The organism is Nitrosomonas sp. GH22, from assembly GCF_009833115.1.
In the GTDB taxonomy this organism is placed as follows: domain Bacteria; phylum Pseudomonadota; class Gammaproteobacteria; order Burkholderiales; family Nitrosomonadaceae; genus Nitrosomonas; species Nitrosomonas eutropha.
On record NZ_QRCA01000006.1, the window covers coordinates 1 to 18,193 of the forward strand.

Annotated in this window: 12 protein-coding genes and 5 pseudogenes; 13 read left to right on the forward strand and 4 right to left on the reverse strand. The window is 47.3% G+C overall.

The features are described from left to right. Positions 1-16 precede the first annotated feature (16 nt). A pseudogene (locus ABF86_RS00985) lies at positions 17-427 on the forward strand (integrase core domain-containing protein); the annotation flags it as partial. A 165-nt stretch (positions 428-592) separates the two neighbouring features. Here ABF86_RS00985 and ABF86_RS00990 read toward each other — a convergent pair. Further along, complete coding sequence (locus tag ABF86_RS00990) at positions 593-2,779, reverse strand: TonB-dependent receptor (protein ID WP_011634964.1); 2,187 nt, start codon at positions 2,777-2,779, stop codon at positions 593-595. Between the two features lie 192 nt (positions 2,780-2,971). Between ABF86_RS00990 and ABF86_RS00995 the strand changes: the two genes are divergently transcribed. The 4 genes and pseudogenes from ABF86_RS00995 to ABF86_RS01010 form a co-directional block, all read left to right on the forward strand. Then, positions 2,972-3,580, forward strand: coding sequence for a TetR/AcrR family transcriptional regulator (locus ABF86_RS00995; RefSeq protein WP_011634965.1), 609 nt, complete (start codon positions 2,972-2,974; stop codon positions 3,578-3,580). Then, positions 3,577-4,728, forward strand: a complete 1,152-nt coding sequence (locus ABF86_RS01000) for an efflux RND transporter periplasmic adaptor subunit (RefSeq protein WP_011634966.1) — start codon at positions 3,577-3,579, stop codon at positions 4,726-4,728. The genes ABF86_RS00995 and ABF86_RS01000 overlap by 4 nt, the downstream gene beginning before the upstream one ends. Next, positions 4,725-5,924: an ABC transporter permease gene (locus ABF86_RS01005; RefSeq protein WP_011634967.1), complete on the forward strand. Its 1,200-nt coding sequence runs from the start codon at positions 4,725-4,727 to the stop codon at positions 5,922-5,924. Before ABF86_RS01000 ends, ABF86_RS01005 begins: the two co-directional genes overlap by 4 nt. 7 nt (positions 5,925-5,931) lie before the next feature. Beyond that, a pseudogene (locus ABF86_RS01010) lies at positions 5,932-6,639 on the forward strand (ABC transporter ATP-binding protein); the annotation flags it as partial. A 77-nt stretch (positions 6,640-6,716) separates the two neighbouring features. Here the strand turns inward: ABF86_RS01010 and ABF86_RS01015 are convergent. After that, positions 6,717-7,283 (reverse strand): hypothetical protein, encoded by a 567-nt coding sequence (locus ABF86_RS01015; RefSeq protein ID WP_011634969.1) that lies wholly within the window; start codon positions 7,281-7,283, stop codon positions 6,717-6,719. 72 nt (positions 7,284-7,355) lie between these two features. Next, positions 7,356-7,805: a ferric iron uptake transcriptional regulator gene (gene fur, locus ABF86_RS01020; RefSeq protein WP_011634970.1), complete on the reverse strand. Its 450-nt coding sequence runs from the start codon at positions 7,803-7,805 to the stop codon at positions 7,356-7,358. A gap of 210 nt (positions 7,806-8,015) precedes the next feature. Between fur and ABF86_RS01025 the strand changes: the two genes are divergently transcribed. Together ABF86_RS01025 and dapB are read left to right on the forward strand one after the other, a co-directional pair. Beyond that, entirely contained in the window at positions 8,016-8,498 is a 483-nt protein-coding gene (locus ABF86_RS01025) for an outer membrane protein assembly factor BamE (protein WP_011634971.1), read from the forward strand. Beyond that, positions 8,495-9,301: a 4-hydroxy-tetrahydrodipicolinate reductase gene (gene dapB / locus ABF86_RS01030; RefSeq protein WP_074685220.1), complete on the forward strand. Its 807-nt coding sequence runs from the start codon at positions 8,495-8,497 to the stop codon at positions 9,299-9,301. Before ABF86_RS01025 ends, dapB begins: the two co-directional genes overlap by 4 nt. 213 nt (positions 9,302-9,514) lie before the next feature. Here the strand turns inward: dapB and ABF86_RS01035 are convergent, their stop codons facing one another. Beyond that, positions 9,515-11,023, reverse strand: a complete 1,509-nt coding sequence (locus tag ABF86_RS01035; protein WP_074685222.1) for a helicase HerA-like domain-containing protein — start codon at positions 11,021-11,023, stop codon at positions 9,515-9,517. 252 nt (positions 11,024-11,275) lie between these two features. On the opposite strand from ABF86_RS01035, the pseudogene ABF86_RS13060 reads away from it, so the two are divergent. The 6 genes and pseudogenes from ABF86_RS13060 to ABF86_RS01065 form a co-directional block, all read left to right on the forward strand. Beyond that, positions 11,276-11,500, forward strand: a pseudogene (locus tag ABF86_RS13060) (N-6 DNA methylase); the annotation flags it as partial. Positions 11,501-11,512: 12 nt separating this feature from the next. After that, a pseudogene (locus ABF86_RS12505) lies at positions 11,513-11,835 on the forward strand (Fic family protein); the annotation flags it as partial. Then, a pseudogene (locus tag ABF86_RS01050) lies at positions 11,816-12,297 on the forward strand (IS5 family transposase); the annotation flags it as partial. The pseudogenes ABF86_RS12505 and ABF86_RS01050, both read left to right, overlap by 20 nt. A gap of 26 nt (positions 12,298-12,323) precedes the next feature. Further along, positions 12,324-13,805 carry an efflux transporter outer membrane subunit gene (locus tag ABF86_RS01055; protein WP_074685226.1) on the forward strand — a complete coding sequence of 494 codons (1,482 nt, stop codon included), beginning with the start codon at positions 12,324-12,326 and terminating at the stop codon, positions 13,803-13,805. Positions 13,806-13,848: 43 nt separating this feature from the next. Then, the gene (locus ABF86_RS01060; RefSeq protein ID WP_041353551.1) at positions 13,849-15,033 is read left to right on the forward strand and encodes an efflux RND transporter periplasmic adaptor subunit; all 1,185 of its coding nucleotides are present in this window, start codon (positions 13,849-13,851) and stop codon (positions 15,031-15,033) included. Between the two features lie 3 nt (positions 15,034-15,036). Further along, on the forward strand, positions 15,037-18,150 hold the full coding sequence (locus tag ABF86_RS01065) for a multidrug efflux RND transporter permease subunit (RefSeq protein WP_074685228.1): 3,114 nt from the start codon (positions 15,037-15,039) through the stop codon (positions 18,148-18,150). Positions 18,151-18,193 lie beyond the last annotated feature (43 nt).

Sequence of the window (18,193 nt, forward strand, 5' to 3'; positions counted from 1 at the left end):
ATAAGAAACAGAGACTGTTCCCTACAAGATCCATACAATCCTGACTGATAACGGTATCCAGTTTACGTTCCCGGCGCGTTATCGGAATGGGCCAACGGCTCAGTATGTAACGCATATGTTCGATAGGTGTTGTCAGATCAACGGCATCGAGCACCGTCTCACCAAACCCAACCATCCCTGGACCAATGGTCAGGTTGAACGCATGAATCGAACCATCAAGGATGCGACTGTAAAACGGTATTATTACGACTCACACGATCAGTTGAAGGCCCATCTCCATCGCTTTGTGATGGCTTATAACTTCGCCAAAAGACTAAAAGCTCTCAAAGGCCTAACACCCTATGAATACATCTGCAAAATCTGGAAAAATGAGCCAGATCGTTTTATCTTTGACCCATTCCAGCACACCGTGGGACTAAACATCTAACGCGAATTGATAGCTCTTTGAGTTGATCAATCAAATCCATATTATTTTCTCCATAAAAGTAATTATTTCCTTTTCTTCTACGGAACAAACCCCAGAAACTTGATCATAGAGCAGACACAGCAATCAGCTTATTATGTATATTTCCTGGAACCTCTGAAAATATAATCAGAACTTGATGTTAAGCCCTGCATAAACTGAGCGCCCCATGCCGGGAACAGCAATACCGTAAGGGATACCATTAATTCCCATGGTCATTCCCTGCCCGGTATACGCTCCGCCCAGCGGCAGATAGTAGAGGCGGTCAAACAGATTTTCCACGCCCAAATCAACACGGACGTTTTTCCATGTGTAACTGGTACGCAGATTTGTCAGAAAATAGCCTTTGGTATGAATTTCGTTGCGTACCGAGGAAACATCATTTTTGCGAGTGGCGCCAACCAGTTCGATGGCGTTGCTCCAGTTACTGTACTGATGGGTAAGCGTCAGCTTGCCGTTGAGCGGCATGATATTGTAGAGATCGTCACCCGTTTTCTTGTTTTCTCCCCGCGTGTAGTTCATCAGGCCGCGCAGACCAAACTCGCCGAGACTGGTTTTTACCAATACCGTGCGGCCGGAAAGATCCACTCCATAAAGATGGGCGGAGTGATTGGCATATTGCAGGACGACGAATTGATTATTCGTGGTGACTGCCGGAATCCGGATTGCATCAACGTAATTATTTACATAAGTGAAGTAAGGTGTGGCCTTGATTTCCCATTCTCGATCAGCCGCGTGCAGATCTATGGTAAGGGAGGCGGTATAGGCTTTCTCCGGCTTGAGGTCCATGTTGCCAACGTAACCGTTACCATCGCCGACAAAATTATTCATGATAGCGGCCATGCTCCAGGTAGACCAGGTGTAGCGCTCATACAGATTCGGTGTGCGCACCTTGCGCGCCAGGCCCAACTCAAGATCAACCATATTGCCCGGTGTGTAACGCGCCAGCGCTGTCAAATCAACGTTGTTGTCATTACGTTTATGGCCACGCGCATTAAAGGCAGCTGAATCGGGAATCTGGTTACCCATCATGTTCCCGTAGCCATGAACATTGTCCGCATCCGTTTCCAGATGCTCGTAACGAGCACCCAGCAACGTGGTCCATTGTGGATTGAAATGCCGTTCCCATTCAGCAAAGAATCCCAGCCGATCACGCTTGCCATGATTAATATTCTGAAAATTCAGAGGTGACATGGCACCGGTTCCGGATGGCGGCCACCAGTCACGCAGAGTGTAGTGCTGATACAGTGCGCCGACACGCAGCAAATCGTCATCGGTGAGGTAAACATCTCCTTTCAGGTTGAGGCCAAGGGTACGGCCACGGCTGGACATCGGCATACCGTTCAATGCTGTACCGTAAACCAGTTGCTTGTCATCGCTGAAATTCATGTAATGATCAACTGCTTCGTAATAAACACGACCATCGAGCGTTCCCCAGTTGTACTCGCCCAGGTAGCGCGCGTTGATCCGTTTTTGTTCATTGTCCAGCATATCCATGCGCTGATTGGGGTAGAACTGGTACGGCACATTCTGATAACCGAATTTCGCCTCCAGCAGATGATTATCTGCCCGCAATGCAAGTCCCAAAGTATGCGTCAAGCTTTTGTAGGCGGTGGAGCCGACCTCATCCAGTGGAAGCGTGTGCCCTGGCCGCCCTGTGGCCGTTGTTGTCTTGAAATTGCCGCCTGCCTTGTAGTTATCTGCTGTGGTAATTGCGCCTGAATAATTGATGCTGAAAAATTCATTGGCCAGTGTTGCAGACAGATTGCCTCCAAAGGCATTGTTGTTGCTGCGATAAAAAGAGCCAACTTCACCCTTGATGAGTGAGCGCTGGCCGGGTGCAGCAAATTGCGGCGCGGCTGTTTCCGCGACAATCGTTCCGCCAATACTGTCACCTCCCACGCTGACTGGCGAGATGCCGGCATACACCCGAATTTTTGCAACGTTACCCGGATCAAGGTAGGACAGTGGCGGATTCATATGATTGGCACAGGAAGAAATGAAATCCATACCATCAATTGTGATACGCAGACGATCATCTGCCAGGCCATGAATCACCGGCAAGCTGGAAACACCCCCCGCTCCATAGAGATGCACACCCGGTACATCCCGCAACAAAGAAGCGGTATCACGGGTAACGGCATGCTGCGCAGCAATTTCGGTTGAACCGATTTCAACTGACGCAGCAGCATCACGAATCTTGCCGGTTTTAACGACAACTTCATTCAAGGTAGTCTGTGCCAGTGCTTGTTGTACAACAAAGGAAGATAAAGCAACAGCTATAGCTGATGCGAATGGAGTGACACGATAGTTCATAACTCTTCCGAATCTCCTGTTCTGGTGTGTAATTGAACGCGGATTCTGCCAGTTTCAGTAAATGAAGGAAATGTGGCAAATTGTCGCAGCAGCCCTGGATGATCGAAATATGCAGATCAAAAGCAGGTTGACTTTTTCACGCCTCAATTTAAGATAGTAATTAGTTACTATCTTTTATGTGGTTATATATTTATGAATCCTCATCCCAAATATCTCTCAGCTGATGAACGACGGGAAGTTACTGTAGAAGCTGTCGTTGAGCTTGCAAGCTCGCAAAATCCCAGTGAGATCACTACTGCAGCAATCGCCAAACACATGAACCTGACGCAAGGAGCATTGTTCCGGCATTTCCCAAACAAGGAAGCTATCTGGGAAGCAGTCATGAAGTGGGTTGTCGAGCGACTGTTAAAACGGATTGATCACTCTATTCAGAGCATTACATCACCTCTGGCCGCCATGGAAGCCATGTTCATGAGTCATATTGAGTTTGTGGCAGAGTATCCCGGGGTTCCAAGGATGATGTTTGGCGAGCTACAACGTGCAGAAGCGACTCCAGCCAAACAGCTTGTACAACTCCTGATCAAACGGTACAGAGAACGTTTGCAACGGCTGATTGAAAACGGTAAGGCCTGCGGTGAATTATCACCCTCCCTGGAGAGTGAGGCTGCAACCATGCTGTTCATCGGAACAATCCAGGGACTTGTCATACAATCCATGCTGGCGGGTGAAGTTGCACGAATCCGCCGTGATGCCCCGGGTGTTTTCGCCATCTATTGCCGTGGCATCAGGAAGGCTCTATGAAATTCCCACACTTGCAGCGGCGCACGCTAGCATTGCTCGCAGTCATCACATTACTCCTGACGCTGTTTACATATATTGCCCTGCAATCCGGGCCACTGGCCCCCATTGTGGTCACTGTAACCACGGTGGAATCACGAAGTATCGTCCCTGCCCTGTCCGGTATTGGAACGGTGCAGGCACGCTACACTTACAAGATCGGACCGATTTTGCCAGGGCGTGTTAAACATCTGAATGTAGACGTGGGAGATGTAGTCAAGGCTGGACAGGTTTTGGGTGAGATGGATCCGGTTGATCTGAATGATCGTATCCATGCACAGGAGGCCGCCATCAAAAGCGCCGAAGCTGATTTGCATCAGGCACAAGCCAGACAACACCATGCACAAGCGCAGCTCAAACGCTATGAAAAACTGTTACCCGCTCATGGCACCAGCGAGGAAAGTGTTGCCATCAAACGGGAAGAACTGGCAGTCACCAAAGCAGCAACCGTGGCAGCACGCGAAAATCTTGGTCGTACACGTGCCAATTTGCAGGCACTGCACACACAACGCAACGATCTCAAGCTGATAGCGCCTGTGACAGGTCTGGTAACCATACGTGCCGTAGATCCCGGTACTACGCTGGTGACAGGCCAGCCTGCGGTTGAAATCATTGATACTGCACACTTGTGGATTGATACCCGCTTCGATCAGATCAACGCCGAAGGATTAACCCCGGGACTGCCCGCTCAATTCATACTGCGTTCGCAGCAAACTGGAAGCATTACGGGACAGGTACTGCGGGTTGAACCGCTGGCTGATACGGTCACAGAAGAAACACTGGCAAAGATCACCTTCGCCATGCCACCCTCGCAATTGCCGCCAGTGGGCGAATTGGCTGAGGTGACGGTCTACCTGCCGAAACTGCCCATCACACCAACAATCCCCAATGCTGCCATTCGCAACGAGGATGGCGTACCAGGTGTCTGGAAGCTGGTTGATGGTAAACCTGAGTTTACCCGGATAAAACTGGGACGCGCTGATCTCAATGGCCATGTCCAGATCAAACACGGATTGGCGGCAGGCGATCAATTTATCGTCTACAGTGAAAAAACACTCACCGCTTTCAGCCGGGTCAGCATAGCAAAACGGATTCCCGGTGTATCGCCATGATCAATCTGGCTGTACGCGATATTCTGCACAATTGGGGCAAGTTCATTTTTACCGGCATTGGCCTCGGCCTCCTCATCGGTGTAACACTGACCATGGCAGGTGTATATCGTGGCTTGGTGGATGATGGCAGAGTTTTGATCGACACCAGTGGTGCAGATCTGTGGGTGGTACAGCAGGATACCCTGGGCCCCTATGCCGAGCCTTCCAGTGTCCCCGATGATTTATGGCGCAGTGTCCGTACCATTCCTGGTGTGGCACAGGCAGCCAATGTCACATATCTGACCATGCAAGTCAGAAAAGAGGATGAAGATGTCAGAGTAATGGTTGCAGGCATCGCAGCAGGCGGCCCCGGAACACCAGGGTGGCCACCTCATCTTGTTGCGGGCAGGCAGATTACACGCAGCCATTATGAGGCCGTGGCAGATATTGCTACCGGCTTCAGGCTGGGGGATCGCCTTAAAATCCGTCGCAACCACTACACCGTAGTTGGCCTGACACGCCGAATGGTCTCATCCAGTGGTGATCCGATGGTTTTCATTCCGCTCAAGGACGCACAGGAAGCACAATTTCTCAAAGATAACGATGCCATCCTGATGCAAAAGCGCCGTACCAGAGCCAATCCGACGTTTTCCTTTCCCGGAAAACCGGATTTGCCGGATGCAATTATTACCTTGCAAACTGCCAATAACTACGTCAATGCAATACTAATACGCATTAGACCGGAGTTCACACTGGAAGAAGTAGCTGAACCAATCCGACGCTGGAAACGGCTGACGGTATACGACCGGGTACAAATGGAAGATATTCTGGTCGGCAAGCTGATTGCCACCTCTGCCGAACAGATCGGTTTATTTCTGATCATCCTGGCCATCGTCAGTGCGGCTATCGTAGCCTTCATCATTTATACCCTGACCATGGATAAAATCCGCGAAATCGCTGTACTCAAGCTGATCGGTACACGCAATCGCACCATCGCCGGTATGATTCTGCAACAATCCCTGATGCTGGGTGTGATCGGGTTTGTCGTTGGCAAAATTTCAGCCACCTTCGCCGCCCCCTTATTTCCCAAATATGTGCTGCTGATACCAATTGACTCCATGCTGGGATTCCTCGCTGTACTGGTGATTTGTATCCTTTCCAGTATCATTGCCATCCGCATGGCACTTAAGATTGATCCGGCAGAAGCAATCGGGTAAACCTGACATGAGCAATAGAGGAATCCGCATCGAAAATTTGAGCAAGCGCTTTGGTAAAGGTGAAGCCGCTGTATTCACACTCAAGAACGTCAACATGCAAGTCGCCCCCGGCGAAGTGGTCGGACTGATTGGTCCGTCCGGCTCAGGCAAAAGTACGCTGCTTAAATGTCTCGGCGCGGTGATTGACCCTACATCCGGACGCATGACCCTGGATAATGAAACCATCTTCGATAATGGTTGGAAACTACGTGATTTGCGCGCTTTGCGTCGTGACAAAATTGGCTTCGTGTTCCAGGCACCCTATCTGATCCCGTTTCTGGATGCGACTGACAATGTCGCGCTTTTGCCGATGCTAGCTGGTGTGAGCGATGACGAGGCACGTAAACGCGCACTGGAACTGCTCGCTGCACTGGATGTGCAGCATCGTGCTCGTGCCATGCCAGCACAACTGTCCGGTGGTGAGCAACAGCGCGTAGCCATTGCACGAGGACTGGTCAATCGCCCTCCTGTCATTCTAGCTGACGAGCCCACCGCTCCCCTGGATTCACAACGTGCACTAGCAGTAATCCGTATACTTAACACAATGGCTAGGCAATTTGAAACTGCCATCATTGTTGTGACACACGATGAAAAAATTATCCCGACCTTCAAGCGTATCTACCATATTCGTGACGGCGTGACCCATGAGGAAGCAGGAGAAGGGCGCAGTACTGACAACCCTTCACATATTAAAAATATGATGTGCAGTTGTCTTGCCAAAAAAGTACGCAAATGGATTTTCTGTACCGTGAATCAATCAATCAGCATATGACCAAACCAGGCAAAAATACCGATTGCTATGCCGGTGACGAACTGGGCATGTACTAGATATGAAAATTTCTTAAGTTTTGTGGGCGAATAGCGCAGTGTGAGGAATAATCCAAAAACACCCTGCCAGATTACCAAACCTAGCAAGGCAGGAAAGAAAAGAATATGGCTGTAGTGAGAGTAATCCACCATGACGATATGTAGCAAAATCACGGCAACCGCTGCAATACCAAAGTAAATGTGCGTACGGTTTAGCCAGGCCAGCAATTGATTCAAAACAGAAGATCCAATTGGAGAAACATAGTCTGGTAACAAGCGCTGCGCCAGTTTTCCCTGACCTAATGTCAGCTTGAGTAGCGTACGGCTATAAATGAAGATTAGTAATCCCATGCCTACTTCCCCAAAGTCTTCCCCAATCTCTGCAAGAAACGTTTCACGCTCTTCGGGAATCTCCTGTGTAGTGTAGGCATAAATGTAATACACCACAGACATCAGCAAAATAACAGTCGTGTAAACCAATATACTACGAATGTTTTTTGTCGTCGGTTGCATGTCAACGATCAGCGAGCGATTACCCGTTACATTGGTTTACAGATTCAGGAATACATCAAGCAGCGTTGCTGTCTATTTACTACGTATGCGGTCTGGGCAGTCTTTTTTTATGCAATCCGCATACAATGACAAAGAATGATCCTGCAACACAAACCCCCGCTCCTTGGCAATTTTCACCTGACGCTTTTCGATTTCTGGATCGAAGAATTCCTCAACGTGACCACATTGCAGGCATACCAGGTGGTCATGATGATTACCACTGGCTAGCTCAAAAACTGCCTTACCACTTTCAAAATGGTGACGCTCAAGCAATCCGGCTTGCTCAAACTGAGTCAGAACACGATAAACCGTTGCCAGACCGATATCCTCTCCCTCACCTAGCAATTCTTTATAGACGTCTTCTGCCGAGAGATGCCGAATCGAGCTGTTCTCAAACAAATTTAATATCTTCAAACGCGGGAGTGTTGTCTTCAATCCCATCGTCTTAAGATCTATACTTTTCAAATTTTCTGATTTACTCATTAAGTTATTTACCTCAAGAAATTACTGCATTTATGAGACAATTGAAAAGCGTAAACCTTCATAATAATTTCTTTTTAGTCAGGACTAATTCCCTGACGCGCTACAAAAATACATATTGCAGTCACTTTTTGTTTACACTTTACGTTGCCCCGGAAGAGCTAACTGTTCATAGTATCCTATCCCGGATGGATTGAAAAATATTGGCCTGGTATGTACGCATTATTCCCACGACTGTTATTGTTATTATTGCTTCCCTTCCTGCCACACTGCACTTATCTTCCTTCATTCCCTTACAAAATTGATATTCAGCAAGGTAATGTTATCACCGAGGAAATGGTAGCCAGACTAAAACCAGGGATGACCCGTTCACAGGTTCGGTTCATATTGGGTACGCCGCTGGTAGTAGATGTATTTCATAGTGATCGTTGGGATTACATCTATCGTCTCGCGCCAGGTGGCCGCATAACCGAAGAACGGAAACTGATTGTTTTTTTTAAGAATGACCGGCTATCCCATATTCAGGGAGATTTTCCGCAACCCCCTGCCTTCAGCGAGTCTTCTCCGGTTTTTCCCGTTCCCGAAAAAACATCTGGATCCCCTCCTGGTGTTGATGGCACTGAAAACGAGGGATCTGACAAAACAATCGATTTCCTCAAAGAAAATCAGACAAATTTTTACAGGGATAATCAATGACACTGTTAAATATAGCCGTTGCCGGAAGTGCCGGCCGTATGGGTCGGACTATCATGGAAACTATTGCTGATGCGCAAGATCTGCGGTTATCTGCAGCACTTGAACAACCCGACAGCCCATATCTGTCGCAAGATGCAGGCGGTTTAACCGGAACACCCTGCGGAGTTATCATTAACAGTGATTATGCCTCCGCACTGACAGGCAGCGATGTGCTGATCGACTTTACTCGCCCCGCCGGAACACTGACGCATCTTGCCGTGTGTCGTCAATCAGGCATCCACATGGTGATCGGCACTACCGGATTTTCAGCAGAAGAAAAAGAAATCATTCATGATGCAGCAAAAGACATCGCCATCGTGTTCGCTCCCAATATGAGCGTGGGTGTTAATATACTGTTCAGGTTGCTTGAAGTCGCCGCAAAGGCGTTACCTGCTGGTTACGATGTGGAAATCATTGAGGCACATCACCGCCACAAAGTGGACGCACCTTCTGGAACCGCTCTGCGTATGGGAGAAGTGATTGCCCAGACTCAGGGAAAAAATCTTGAGAAAGTAGCAATTTATGGACGTGAAGGCCACACCGGGGAACGTGCGGTAGATACTATTGGATTTTCAACCATACGTGGTGGAGATATTGTGGGCGACCACACGGCGTTATTTGCCGGAATCGGCGAGCGGCTGGAAATTACACATAAAGCCAGCAGCCGCAAAACATTTGCAACAGGTGCATTGCATGCCGCGCGTTTTCTTGCTACTAAAAAATCCGGATTATTTGATATGCAGGATGTGCTGGGGCTACGCTGATTTATACCAGCCTCATATATTGATAGTTTGCGTCCAAGGAATCGCTAAGGAACCTCTGAAAAACGTCAACGAGGTAGAAGTTGGCAAAAAGGCAGCGTTTATACGTGATAAATGAGCATTTTCAGCCGACTTTTAACGGGGAAAGGCAACGCGGATAGTTTTTCAGAGGTTCCTAAAACATCAGCAAGGCGCAGTCCGTTCAAGGCACAAGTATCAGCGACGCTTACTGCCACCCAGCAAACTGCCCAGTGCACCACGCAATAATTCCCGCCCTATACGACGCACCTCACTTTTAACGACATTTTGCACCAAACCATCGTACAGCCCACCTCGTGGACCAGTACGACCAAAGAGCACTTCTTTAACTACCGAACCTACCTCCCCAAGCAAGCTATTATCTGCGCCCTGCGAACCAGACTTGGCACGAATATCAGTCGATGATTGCTCATGATGCTGAGCAACTAACAACTCATGGGCGGATTCACGATCTACTGATATGTCGTAGGAATCAGCCACCAGCGAATCTTTGATTAACGCATAGCGTTGTTTATCGGCAATGGGTCCAAGCTGACTCCCCGGTAACAACACATACACACGTTCCGTTTCACTGGGGCGTCCCTTGGCATCCAGAAAACTGACCAGTGCTTCGCCTACGGCCAATTCAGTAATCGCAGTTTCGATATTCAACCCTGTTTTAGGTCGCATGGTGCTGGCCGCAGCTTTCACGGCCTTCTGATCGCGCGGGGTAAATGCGCGCAATGCATGCTGCACACGGTTACCTAGCTGTGCCAATACCGAATCAGGAATATCCAATGGATTTTGCGTGACAAAATAGACACCGACTCCCTTGGAGCGTATCAGGCGCACTACTAATTCAATGCGCTCAATCAGCGCCTTAGGTGCACCAGAAAACAACAGATGTGCTTCATCGAAAAAGAATACCAACTTGGGTTTTTCCGGATCACCAATTTCGGGTAAACGCTCAAACAAATCCGAAAGCATCCATAATAGAAAGCTAGCGTACAAGCGTGGGGCAGTCATCAACTGATCAGCAACCAGAATATTGATGACTCCCTGACCGCTCACCGTTTGCATGAAATCTTCAATATCGAGCACGGGTTCACCAAAAAACTGAGTTCCCCCTTGCGTCTCCAGTTGGATCAACTCGCGCTGGATCACGCCAATACTGGCGGTGCTAATGTTGCCATACTGTGTAGTAAAGCTCTTTGCGTTGTCACCTACGTATTGCAACATGGCACGCAAATCTTTTAGATCAAGCAACAGCAGACCGTTATCATCCGCAATTTTAAACACCAGGTTGAGCACCCCTGCCTGGGTGACATTGAGATCAAGCATGCGTGCCAGCAGCAGCGGCCCCATATCGGAAATGGTTACCCGTATCGGATGGCCCTGTTTACCAAACACATCCCACAGTGTGGCAGGACAAGCTATCGGCTCCGGCAACGGCAAACCGCGTTCTTTGAGCACAGCAGCCAATTTATTATTGATTTGTCTTTTTTGGCTAATTCCAGTCAGGTCACCCTTGACGTCAGCCATAAAAACCGACACACCAATACGCGAGAATTGCTCAGCTAATAGCTGCAGCGTAACAGTCTTACCCGTACCAGTAGCGCCAGTAATAAGCCCGTGACGATTAGCAAACTCAGGCAATAATTGGCATTGCGTAGCGTCACGTTGCGCTATTAGAAGCGGATCAGTCATAAAATATAAAAAATGGATTTAAAAACAGCAGATCAATTATATCAATGGGTGAAATAATCAAATACCAAGCCGAGAATTAAGATAACGTCATCACACAATCTTGATAAAAACCACAGATAATCTACAAATAGCCTATGCTGAGAGTGCTATTAGTTGGTAGCAAAACCACGAATTAATCAGCATCAAATGATTTAACAGCATCCGAATATACAATCAGTGTAATACATGCTCTTACCCTGATTGTATATTCGGATGCTGTCCAAACACAAAACTGACACCACCACCCAGTTTATGGATGCCAACGGCCTGTTTAAAAAAGAAACCAATAACAATACCCTCACCGACGCGCACATCGAACAGATCATGCAGGTATTTGGCAGCAAAGCGAATGTAGAGCATGTTGCCCAGTCGGTACCGTTTGAGAAGGTTGCCGACGACGACTATAACCTGCCAGTATGCAGCTACGTTGACGCCAAAGACAACCGCGAAGTGGTGGGCATTGCCAAGCTCAATATCACCGATCAAATCGAATTGGCCAAAGCCGAAGAAAAGATCAGCAAACAAAAAGCCAGGCAACTGTTTGATTCTGGCGATATTCACAAGGTAGCGGTGGGTACATTCGCCGGCTTGGCAAAATTCGCGACGTGAATATCGCCAAAGGCACAACCGCTTTTGCGCGGATCATGCATCTAAAGCCATCGTTAAAAAACATCGATGCCATGCCGCAAAGCACGTTTGATGAAATTGTCGAAAAATATATCGAAATGAATATTGTCCACCCCTTTCGCGAAGGTAATGGACGCGCAGAGCGTGAAAAATACGGACACGGCGGGCCAGAAGGGTTATGACGCAGGCAAGAAGATATTGGGCATCAAACGTCAATCGCCAATCGCAGTCGATACCCAGGGCCTGCCGCATGCCATTGCGGTGACGACGGCGGAAGTGTGACTGATCGCAAAGGTGCGTTGCAAGCCTGAGAGCACTGCAGGCCGAGCCTGGGGAAAGTCCAAAGTCTGCTGTGCGATAGCGGCTATATCGGAGAACCATTTGCCGAAGACGTGCGAGAAATTCTGGGCGCGCATGTACAAGTACAGATTGCCAAGCGCAGCGAACCACACACTTTTGCAGTCATACCTAAACGCTAGATCGTCGAGCGCAGCTTTGCCTGGCTGGAGAAAAATCGACGGCTGCGGAAAAACTGCGAGCGTAAACTCAATACCAACTTGCAACTCATTCATCTGGTATTCTTGGCTCTTTTGCTTAAAAGATTTTGAACAAATTCTAAAAGAAACTATTTATTGTGCGCTGGCACTTGATTTTTACTTTCAGATTACTGGTGCTATTTCTTACTGGTTGCGCTGCCGTTGGGCCAGATTATGTGCCACCAGAAAAAATCACTCCCGAAAAATTTAATGCCGCACTGAGCGAAGATCAGAAAGCTAAATTATCGCTTCCTGAAACTGGGCAAGAAGCAGATGAGGCCAAAACGGAATTCACCAAACAAGTAACCCCTGCAATGTTGGTTGACTGGTGGAACACTCTGGAAGATCCATTATTAACGCGCTTAATTGAATGGGCCATCAGGGGCAATCTTGATCTTCAGCTTGCGCAGTCACGACTGAGAGAAGAACGCGCTTCGCGGGGAATTGCCAGATCAGGCCTGTTTCCAACCATAGAGGGAGATGCAGCATTTACGCGAAGAAAAACCAATCTACAATCAGGTGGCATCAGTGAAATTGACCTCTATTCCTTGAGCTTTGATGCTAGTTGGGAAATTGATATGTTTGGCGGCATCAGGCGCTCAATTGAATCGGCACAAGCCTCCGTTGAAGCACGTCAAGAAGAATTAAACGACACGCTGGTGATTTTGGTGGCTGAAGTCGCTATCAATTATATTGAAATTCGTGCCTTTCAAGCCCGGCTTGAAGCGGCTGTTAACAACCTGGAATCTCAAGAAGGGACGTTACAAATTGTTCAGGATCGGTTAGATGCCGGCCTGACAACGACACTGTCACTAGAGCAGGCGAAATATAATCTGGAAAATAGTAAATCAGAAATTCCAATGTTACAAACCGGTATCGAACAAGGTAAAAATGGTCTTGTAGTGCTGCTTGGAGAGTTCCCTGGGTCATTGGCAGAAGAATTGGAGCAGTACCAAAAAGTCCCAACGGTGTCAGTTGAAGTGGTTGTTGGCGTTCCCGCTGATTTGTTGCGTCGCAGGCCGGACGTCCGACGTGCGGAGCGCGAATTAGCAGCGCAAACGGCACGGGTTGGTGTGGCTACTGCAGACCTTTATCCAAGACTCTTCTTATTTGGTTCTGTAGGACTGGAATACATTTCTGCTGCCAGCTTTTTTACAGGACCCGCAGCCGCCTTCCAAATTGGACCGCAAATCAGATGGCCAGTTTTTAATGCTGGTCGTATCCGACAAAATATAAAAATAGAAGATGAGCGACAAAGTCAGGCGCTGATTCAATACGAGGCTTCGGTATTAACCGCAGTTAAAGATGTAGAAAATGCTTTAATCGATTTTGCGAATGAACAAGTTCGCAGACAAGCTTTGATAAAATCCACACAATCAGCAAAATCAGCAGTTAGCCTGTCGCGTGAATTGTACACTGCGGGCCTAACTGATTTTATTGGTGTGCTGGATGCAGAGAGAGCCTTATTTTCCTTTCAAGATCAGCTGGCAGTGAGTGAAGGAAAGGTTACTTCCAATTTGATTCGTCTGTATAAATCATTGGGCGGCGGATGGAAACCACTGATGCAAGATGCACCGTAGGCAGTTCTAGGTCAACAGCAAACACAATTTGAGGAACGTTGACTTGAAAAAAGTAAAACTGCTTACTTCTCTTCTAGGTCTTTCTTTGTTGGTCATTGTTTCTGGCTGTCAAAATGATGATAGTAATTCTGCAAGCCAACTAAAACAGCCTGCCCCGGCAGTAATGGTTACGCCGGTTATTCAGGAAAAAGTCGCTAAAATTCATGAACTGGTGGGTCGTACCGCCGCACTCAGAACGGTAAATCTAGTGGCTCGTGTGCAAGGCTTTCTGGAAAGACGGAATTTCATAGAAGGAGATAGCGTTAAAGAGGGTGATATTTTATACGTGATAGAGCAAGCGCCTTATCAAATCGAAGTTAAGGCTGCACAAGCGAAAGTAGCCGAAGCTAAAGCTACTCTACAGAATGCTAAATCTTATTTGCAACGATTAAAAACGGTGCGCCAAGGCGGAGTGTCACAAATGGACCTTGATAAAGCCAGCAGTGATTTTCTTAGCGCACAAGCGCTGTTAACCAGTGCCCAGGCCATGTTGGACCGAGCTAAATTGAATCTCAGTTACACTGAAATACGTTCTCCGATCAATGGGCGCATCGGTCGTAATTCTATCAGCACGGGAAACCTTGTCTCACCAAACTCCGGCATTTTAGCAACAATTGTGCTAATCGACCCCCTGTATGTACTTTTTACGGTGAGCGAAGTTGATTTCCTTACCGAGCTTCAAAACCAGCTGGAGAAGGGAGAGTCGACTATATTTGTTCCTAAAATTCAACTTGCCAATGGAACCATTTATCCTTTTGAAGGAAAATCGGATTTTATCAGCCCCATCGTGGATGAAAAGACTGGAACTATCACGATTCGAGCAATTTTCCCAAACCCCGATACAAAAGAATTACTCGGTCAGACAAATACGCCACAAAGCCGCCGCTTACTGATGCCGGGACAATTTGTTAAAGTTTTGGTAAGACGAGATGATGTAGAGGAAGAACATGTTATTCCCCAGTCGGCTATGCAGGAAGATCAAAGTGGGAAATATGTGCTGGTTGTTGATGCTGACAACCGCGTGCAAAAACGCTCAGTGACAGTCGGTGACAAAATCGGCGTAAATTGGATCATTAAGCGAGGTTTGCAGGTGGGCGAATTAGTGATATCTGAGGGTGCGCAAAAGGTTCGCCCCGGCATTACTGTACAAACTACCATAGCGGTTCCTTCTCAACCGATCGAGAAATAACCAGTGTTTAGTAATTTTTTTATCGAGCGTCCCCGCTTCGCTTTCGTCATTTCTATTGTCATTGTACTTGCTGGCCTGATATCCCTGTTAAAACTGCCTGTTTCTCTATTTCCCCAAATCACACCACCGCAAATACAAGTCAGTGCCTCATACCCAGGCGCGAATGCCCAAGTTGTAGAAGAAACCGTTGCTGCACCAATTGAATCTGTAGTTAATGGTGTCGAGGGCATGCTTTATATGTCTTCAGAAAGTGCCAATAATGGGACATACACGCTAGACATAACCTTTGAAATCGGAACTGACGTTGATATGGCAATGGTAAATGTCCAGAACCGATTGTCTCTGGCCACGCCAAGATTGCCCGAGGATGTCACTCGCTCAGGAATTACAGTACGAAAGCAATCTCCTGAATTTTTACAAATGGTATCTTTTACATCGCCAAATGGAACCTACGATCAATTGTTTCTTAGCAATTTCATCAGTTTAAATGTAAACGATGTACTTTCCAGGGTCCCAGGTGTCAGCCAGGTTTCTATTTTTGGCGCCCAAGATTATTCGATCCGGATTTGGCTAAATCCAGACAAAATGGTGGATTTAGCCATCACCACTGAAGATGTGACCGCTGCTATCCGCGATCAAAATATACAAGCTGCAGCCGGGCAAGTTGGGCAACCACCCTTGGCTCCCGATCAACAATTCCAATACACCATTCAAGCCAAAGGACGGCTTTCTGAAGTATCAGAATTTCAAGATATTATTATCCGGGCACAAGCAGATGGCTCTACTGTAAAAATGGAAGACATCGCACGCGTAGAGCTGGGCTCCCAAACGTTTAATGTTCTTTCTCGTTTGAATGGATCCCCAGCTGTTAATTTCGCTGTATATCAGCTGCCAGAAGCCAACGCACTGGAAGTTGCACAGGGTATCGAGACGACTCTGAAACAGCTGGCAGAACGATTCCCTGAAGATGTTGAGTATGCCTTGCCTTACGATTCCACTCGATTTATCAATAACTCTTTGACAGAGCTCGTTCAAACGCTGTTTATTGCTTTGAGTTTAGTCATATTGGTGGTTTACGCTTTTATTCAAGACTGGCGTGCCACCTTGATCTCAGCACTGGCAATTCCTGTATCACTGATCGGAACCTTTGCTGTTTTGCTGGTGATGGGTTATTCCATCAACACTTTGTCATTGTTTGCATTGGTGTTGGCGATTGGTATCGTCGTAGATGATGCAATTGTAGTGGTAGAAAATGTCCAGCGTCATCTACAGGAAGGATTACCCCCCGGGGATGCAACCAAAAAAACAATGACCGAAGTCACTGGTCCTGTTATTGCCACTACATTGGTTTTATTAGCGGTATTCGTGCCAATCGCTTTTCTAGAAGGTATTTCAGGCCAGCTCTATCGGCAGTTTTCTGTAACAATTGCCATAGCGGTTTCTATTTCATCGCTCACAGCTTTAACCTTGAGTCCCGCTTTATGCGCCATGATGCTTAGAAAGCAACAGGCACGTCCGTGGTTTGCGCTACGTTGGTTTGAAAAGATTTTTGGAAAAGTCTCCGAAGGTTATCTATTTTGCGTAAAAATTGTTGTAAGGCGATTAGTACTGACAGCACTACTTTTACTAATCATTACAGGCGGTGCATATTGGGTATTCAAAAACACGCCAACAGGATTTATTCCTCAGGAAGATCAGGGCATTATTTTTGTCGACATTCAGCTGCCTGATGGCGCTTCTTTGAACAGAACCGACAACGTGGTTAAACAAGTCGATGCGTTACTCTCCAACCTTCCAGGCGTAGAGGATATCGTTTCTTTAGCAGGGATTGGATTGCTGAGTGGTGTCAAATCAAACTCAGGAATGGTGATCAGTATTCTCAAGCCTTGGGATGAACGCACATCACCCGAGTTATCCAGTGATGCACTTATTGCACAAATATGGGGCATGATGGCACAAATTCCCGGTGCCAATTTGATCGCCTTCACTCCCCCACCTATCAGTGGGTTAGGCAGTACCGGGGGGTTTGAATTTCAACTCCAGGATAAAAGAGGCGGCGACCCTCAAGATCTTTCTGCAGCAATGCGTGGCTTTTTAATGGAAGCCAATCAAGATGCTCATTTGCAAAATGTGTACAGTACGTTTCGCGCGGATGTTCCACAGATAAAACTGGAAATAGACCGCCTGCAAGCAAAAGCGCTGGGCATCCCCGTGCGAGAGATATTTTCAAGCTTACAGACACAACTGGGCTCTCTCTATGTCAACGATTTTAGTAAGTTTGGTCGGGTTTATCGGGTAATCCTACAGGCCGAAGCACCTTATCGGGACAATGCTGATGATATTGGGAAAATCTATGTACGAAGTTCAGAAGGCATTATGGTTCCTCTTCGGACATTAACAAAAACATCCTCGATGTTGGGTTCTGATAGCCTCACACGTTTTAATATGTATCGTTCCGCACAAATCAATGGAAGCCCTGCCCCTGGATTAAGTTCCGGGCAGGGCATATCCGCAATGGAACAACTTGCAAAGCGAGTGCTTCCAGATGGAACAGAGTTTGAATGGTCTGGTATGTCATTTCAAGAAGTTCAGACAGGCTCTCAATTACCCATCATATTTGGCCTGGCTTTAATATTTGTTTTCTTGTTTTTAGTAGCCCAATATGAAAGCTGGTCTATCCCTTGGGGAGTCATACTTTCCGTTCCAATCGCCTTGGCAGGCGCGCTCATTATGATGTGGGGGATGGGGAATGTTTTGGATATTTACGCCCAGATTGGTCTCGTCATGTTGGTCGGTATGGCTTCAAAAAACGCAATCCTTATCGTCGAATTTGCTAAAGTGCAAAGAGAGAGTGGGTTGTCGATAGTTGAAGCAGCCATCAAATCCGCCCAACTCCGTTTTAGAGCAGTCATGATGACTGCGATTTCCTTCATTCTCGGTGTGCTCCCATTAGTCGTCGCATCAGGCGCAGGCGCAGCAAGTCGTCAATCACTTGGAACCGTTGTTTTTGGAGGAATGCTGGTTTCAGCAATCATTGGAACAATTTTAATTCCGGCTTTTTACGTGATCATTCAATCTATGACGGAAAACATGCGGCAACCAAAAACTCGCCTTTAAGCATATTAATTTGCAAAATGGCAACTGGCAATTGTCTTCTTAA

What these genes read in the sequence shown, in the direction of transcription:
- ABF86_RS00990 (WP_011634964.1), bottom strand. Translation starts at nt 2,779, where the DNA reads ATGAACTATCGTGTCACTCCATTCGCATCAGCTATAGCTGTTGCTTTA.
- ABF86_RS00995 (WP_011634965.1), top strand. Translation starts at nt 2,972, where the DNA reads ATGAATCCTCATCCCAAATATCTCTCAGCTGATGAACGACGGGAAGTT.
- ABF86_RS01000 (WP_011634966.1), top strand. Translation starts at nt 3,577, where the DNA reads ATGAAATTCCCACACTTGCAGCGGCGCACGCTAGCATTGCTCGCAGTC.
- ABF86_RS01005 (WP_011634967.1), top strand. Translation starts at nt 4,725, where the DNA reads ATGATCAATCTGGCTGTACGCGATATTCTGCACAATTGGGGCAAGTTC.
- ABF86_RS01015 (WP_011634969.1), bottom strand. Translation starts at nt 7,283, where the DNA reads ATGCAACCGACGACAAAAAACATTCGTAGTATATTGGTTTACACGACT.
- fur (WP_011634970.1), bottom strand. Translation starts at nt 7,805, where the DNA reads ATGAGTAAATCAGAAAATTTGAAAAGTATAGATCTTAAGACGATGGGA.
- ABF86_RS01025 (WP_011634971.1), top strand. Translation starts at nt 8,016, where the DNA reads ATGTACGCATTATTCCCACGACTGTTATTGTTATTATTGCTTCCCTTC.
- dapB (WP_074685220.1), top strand. Translation starts at nt 8,495, where the DNA reads ATGACACTGTTAAATATAGCCGTTGCCGGAAGTGCCGGCCGTATGGGT.
- ABF86_RS01035 (WP_074685222.1), bottom strand. Translation starts at nt 11,023, where the DNA reads ATGACTGATCCGCTTCTAATAGCGCAACGTGACGCTACGCAATGCCAA.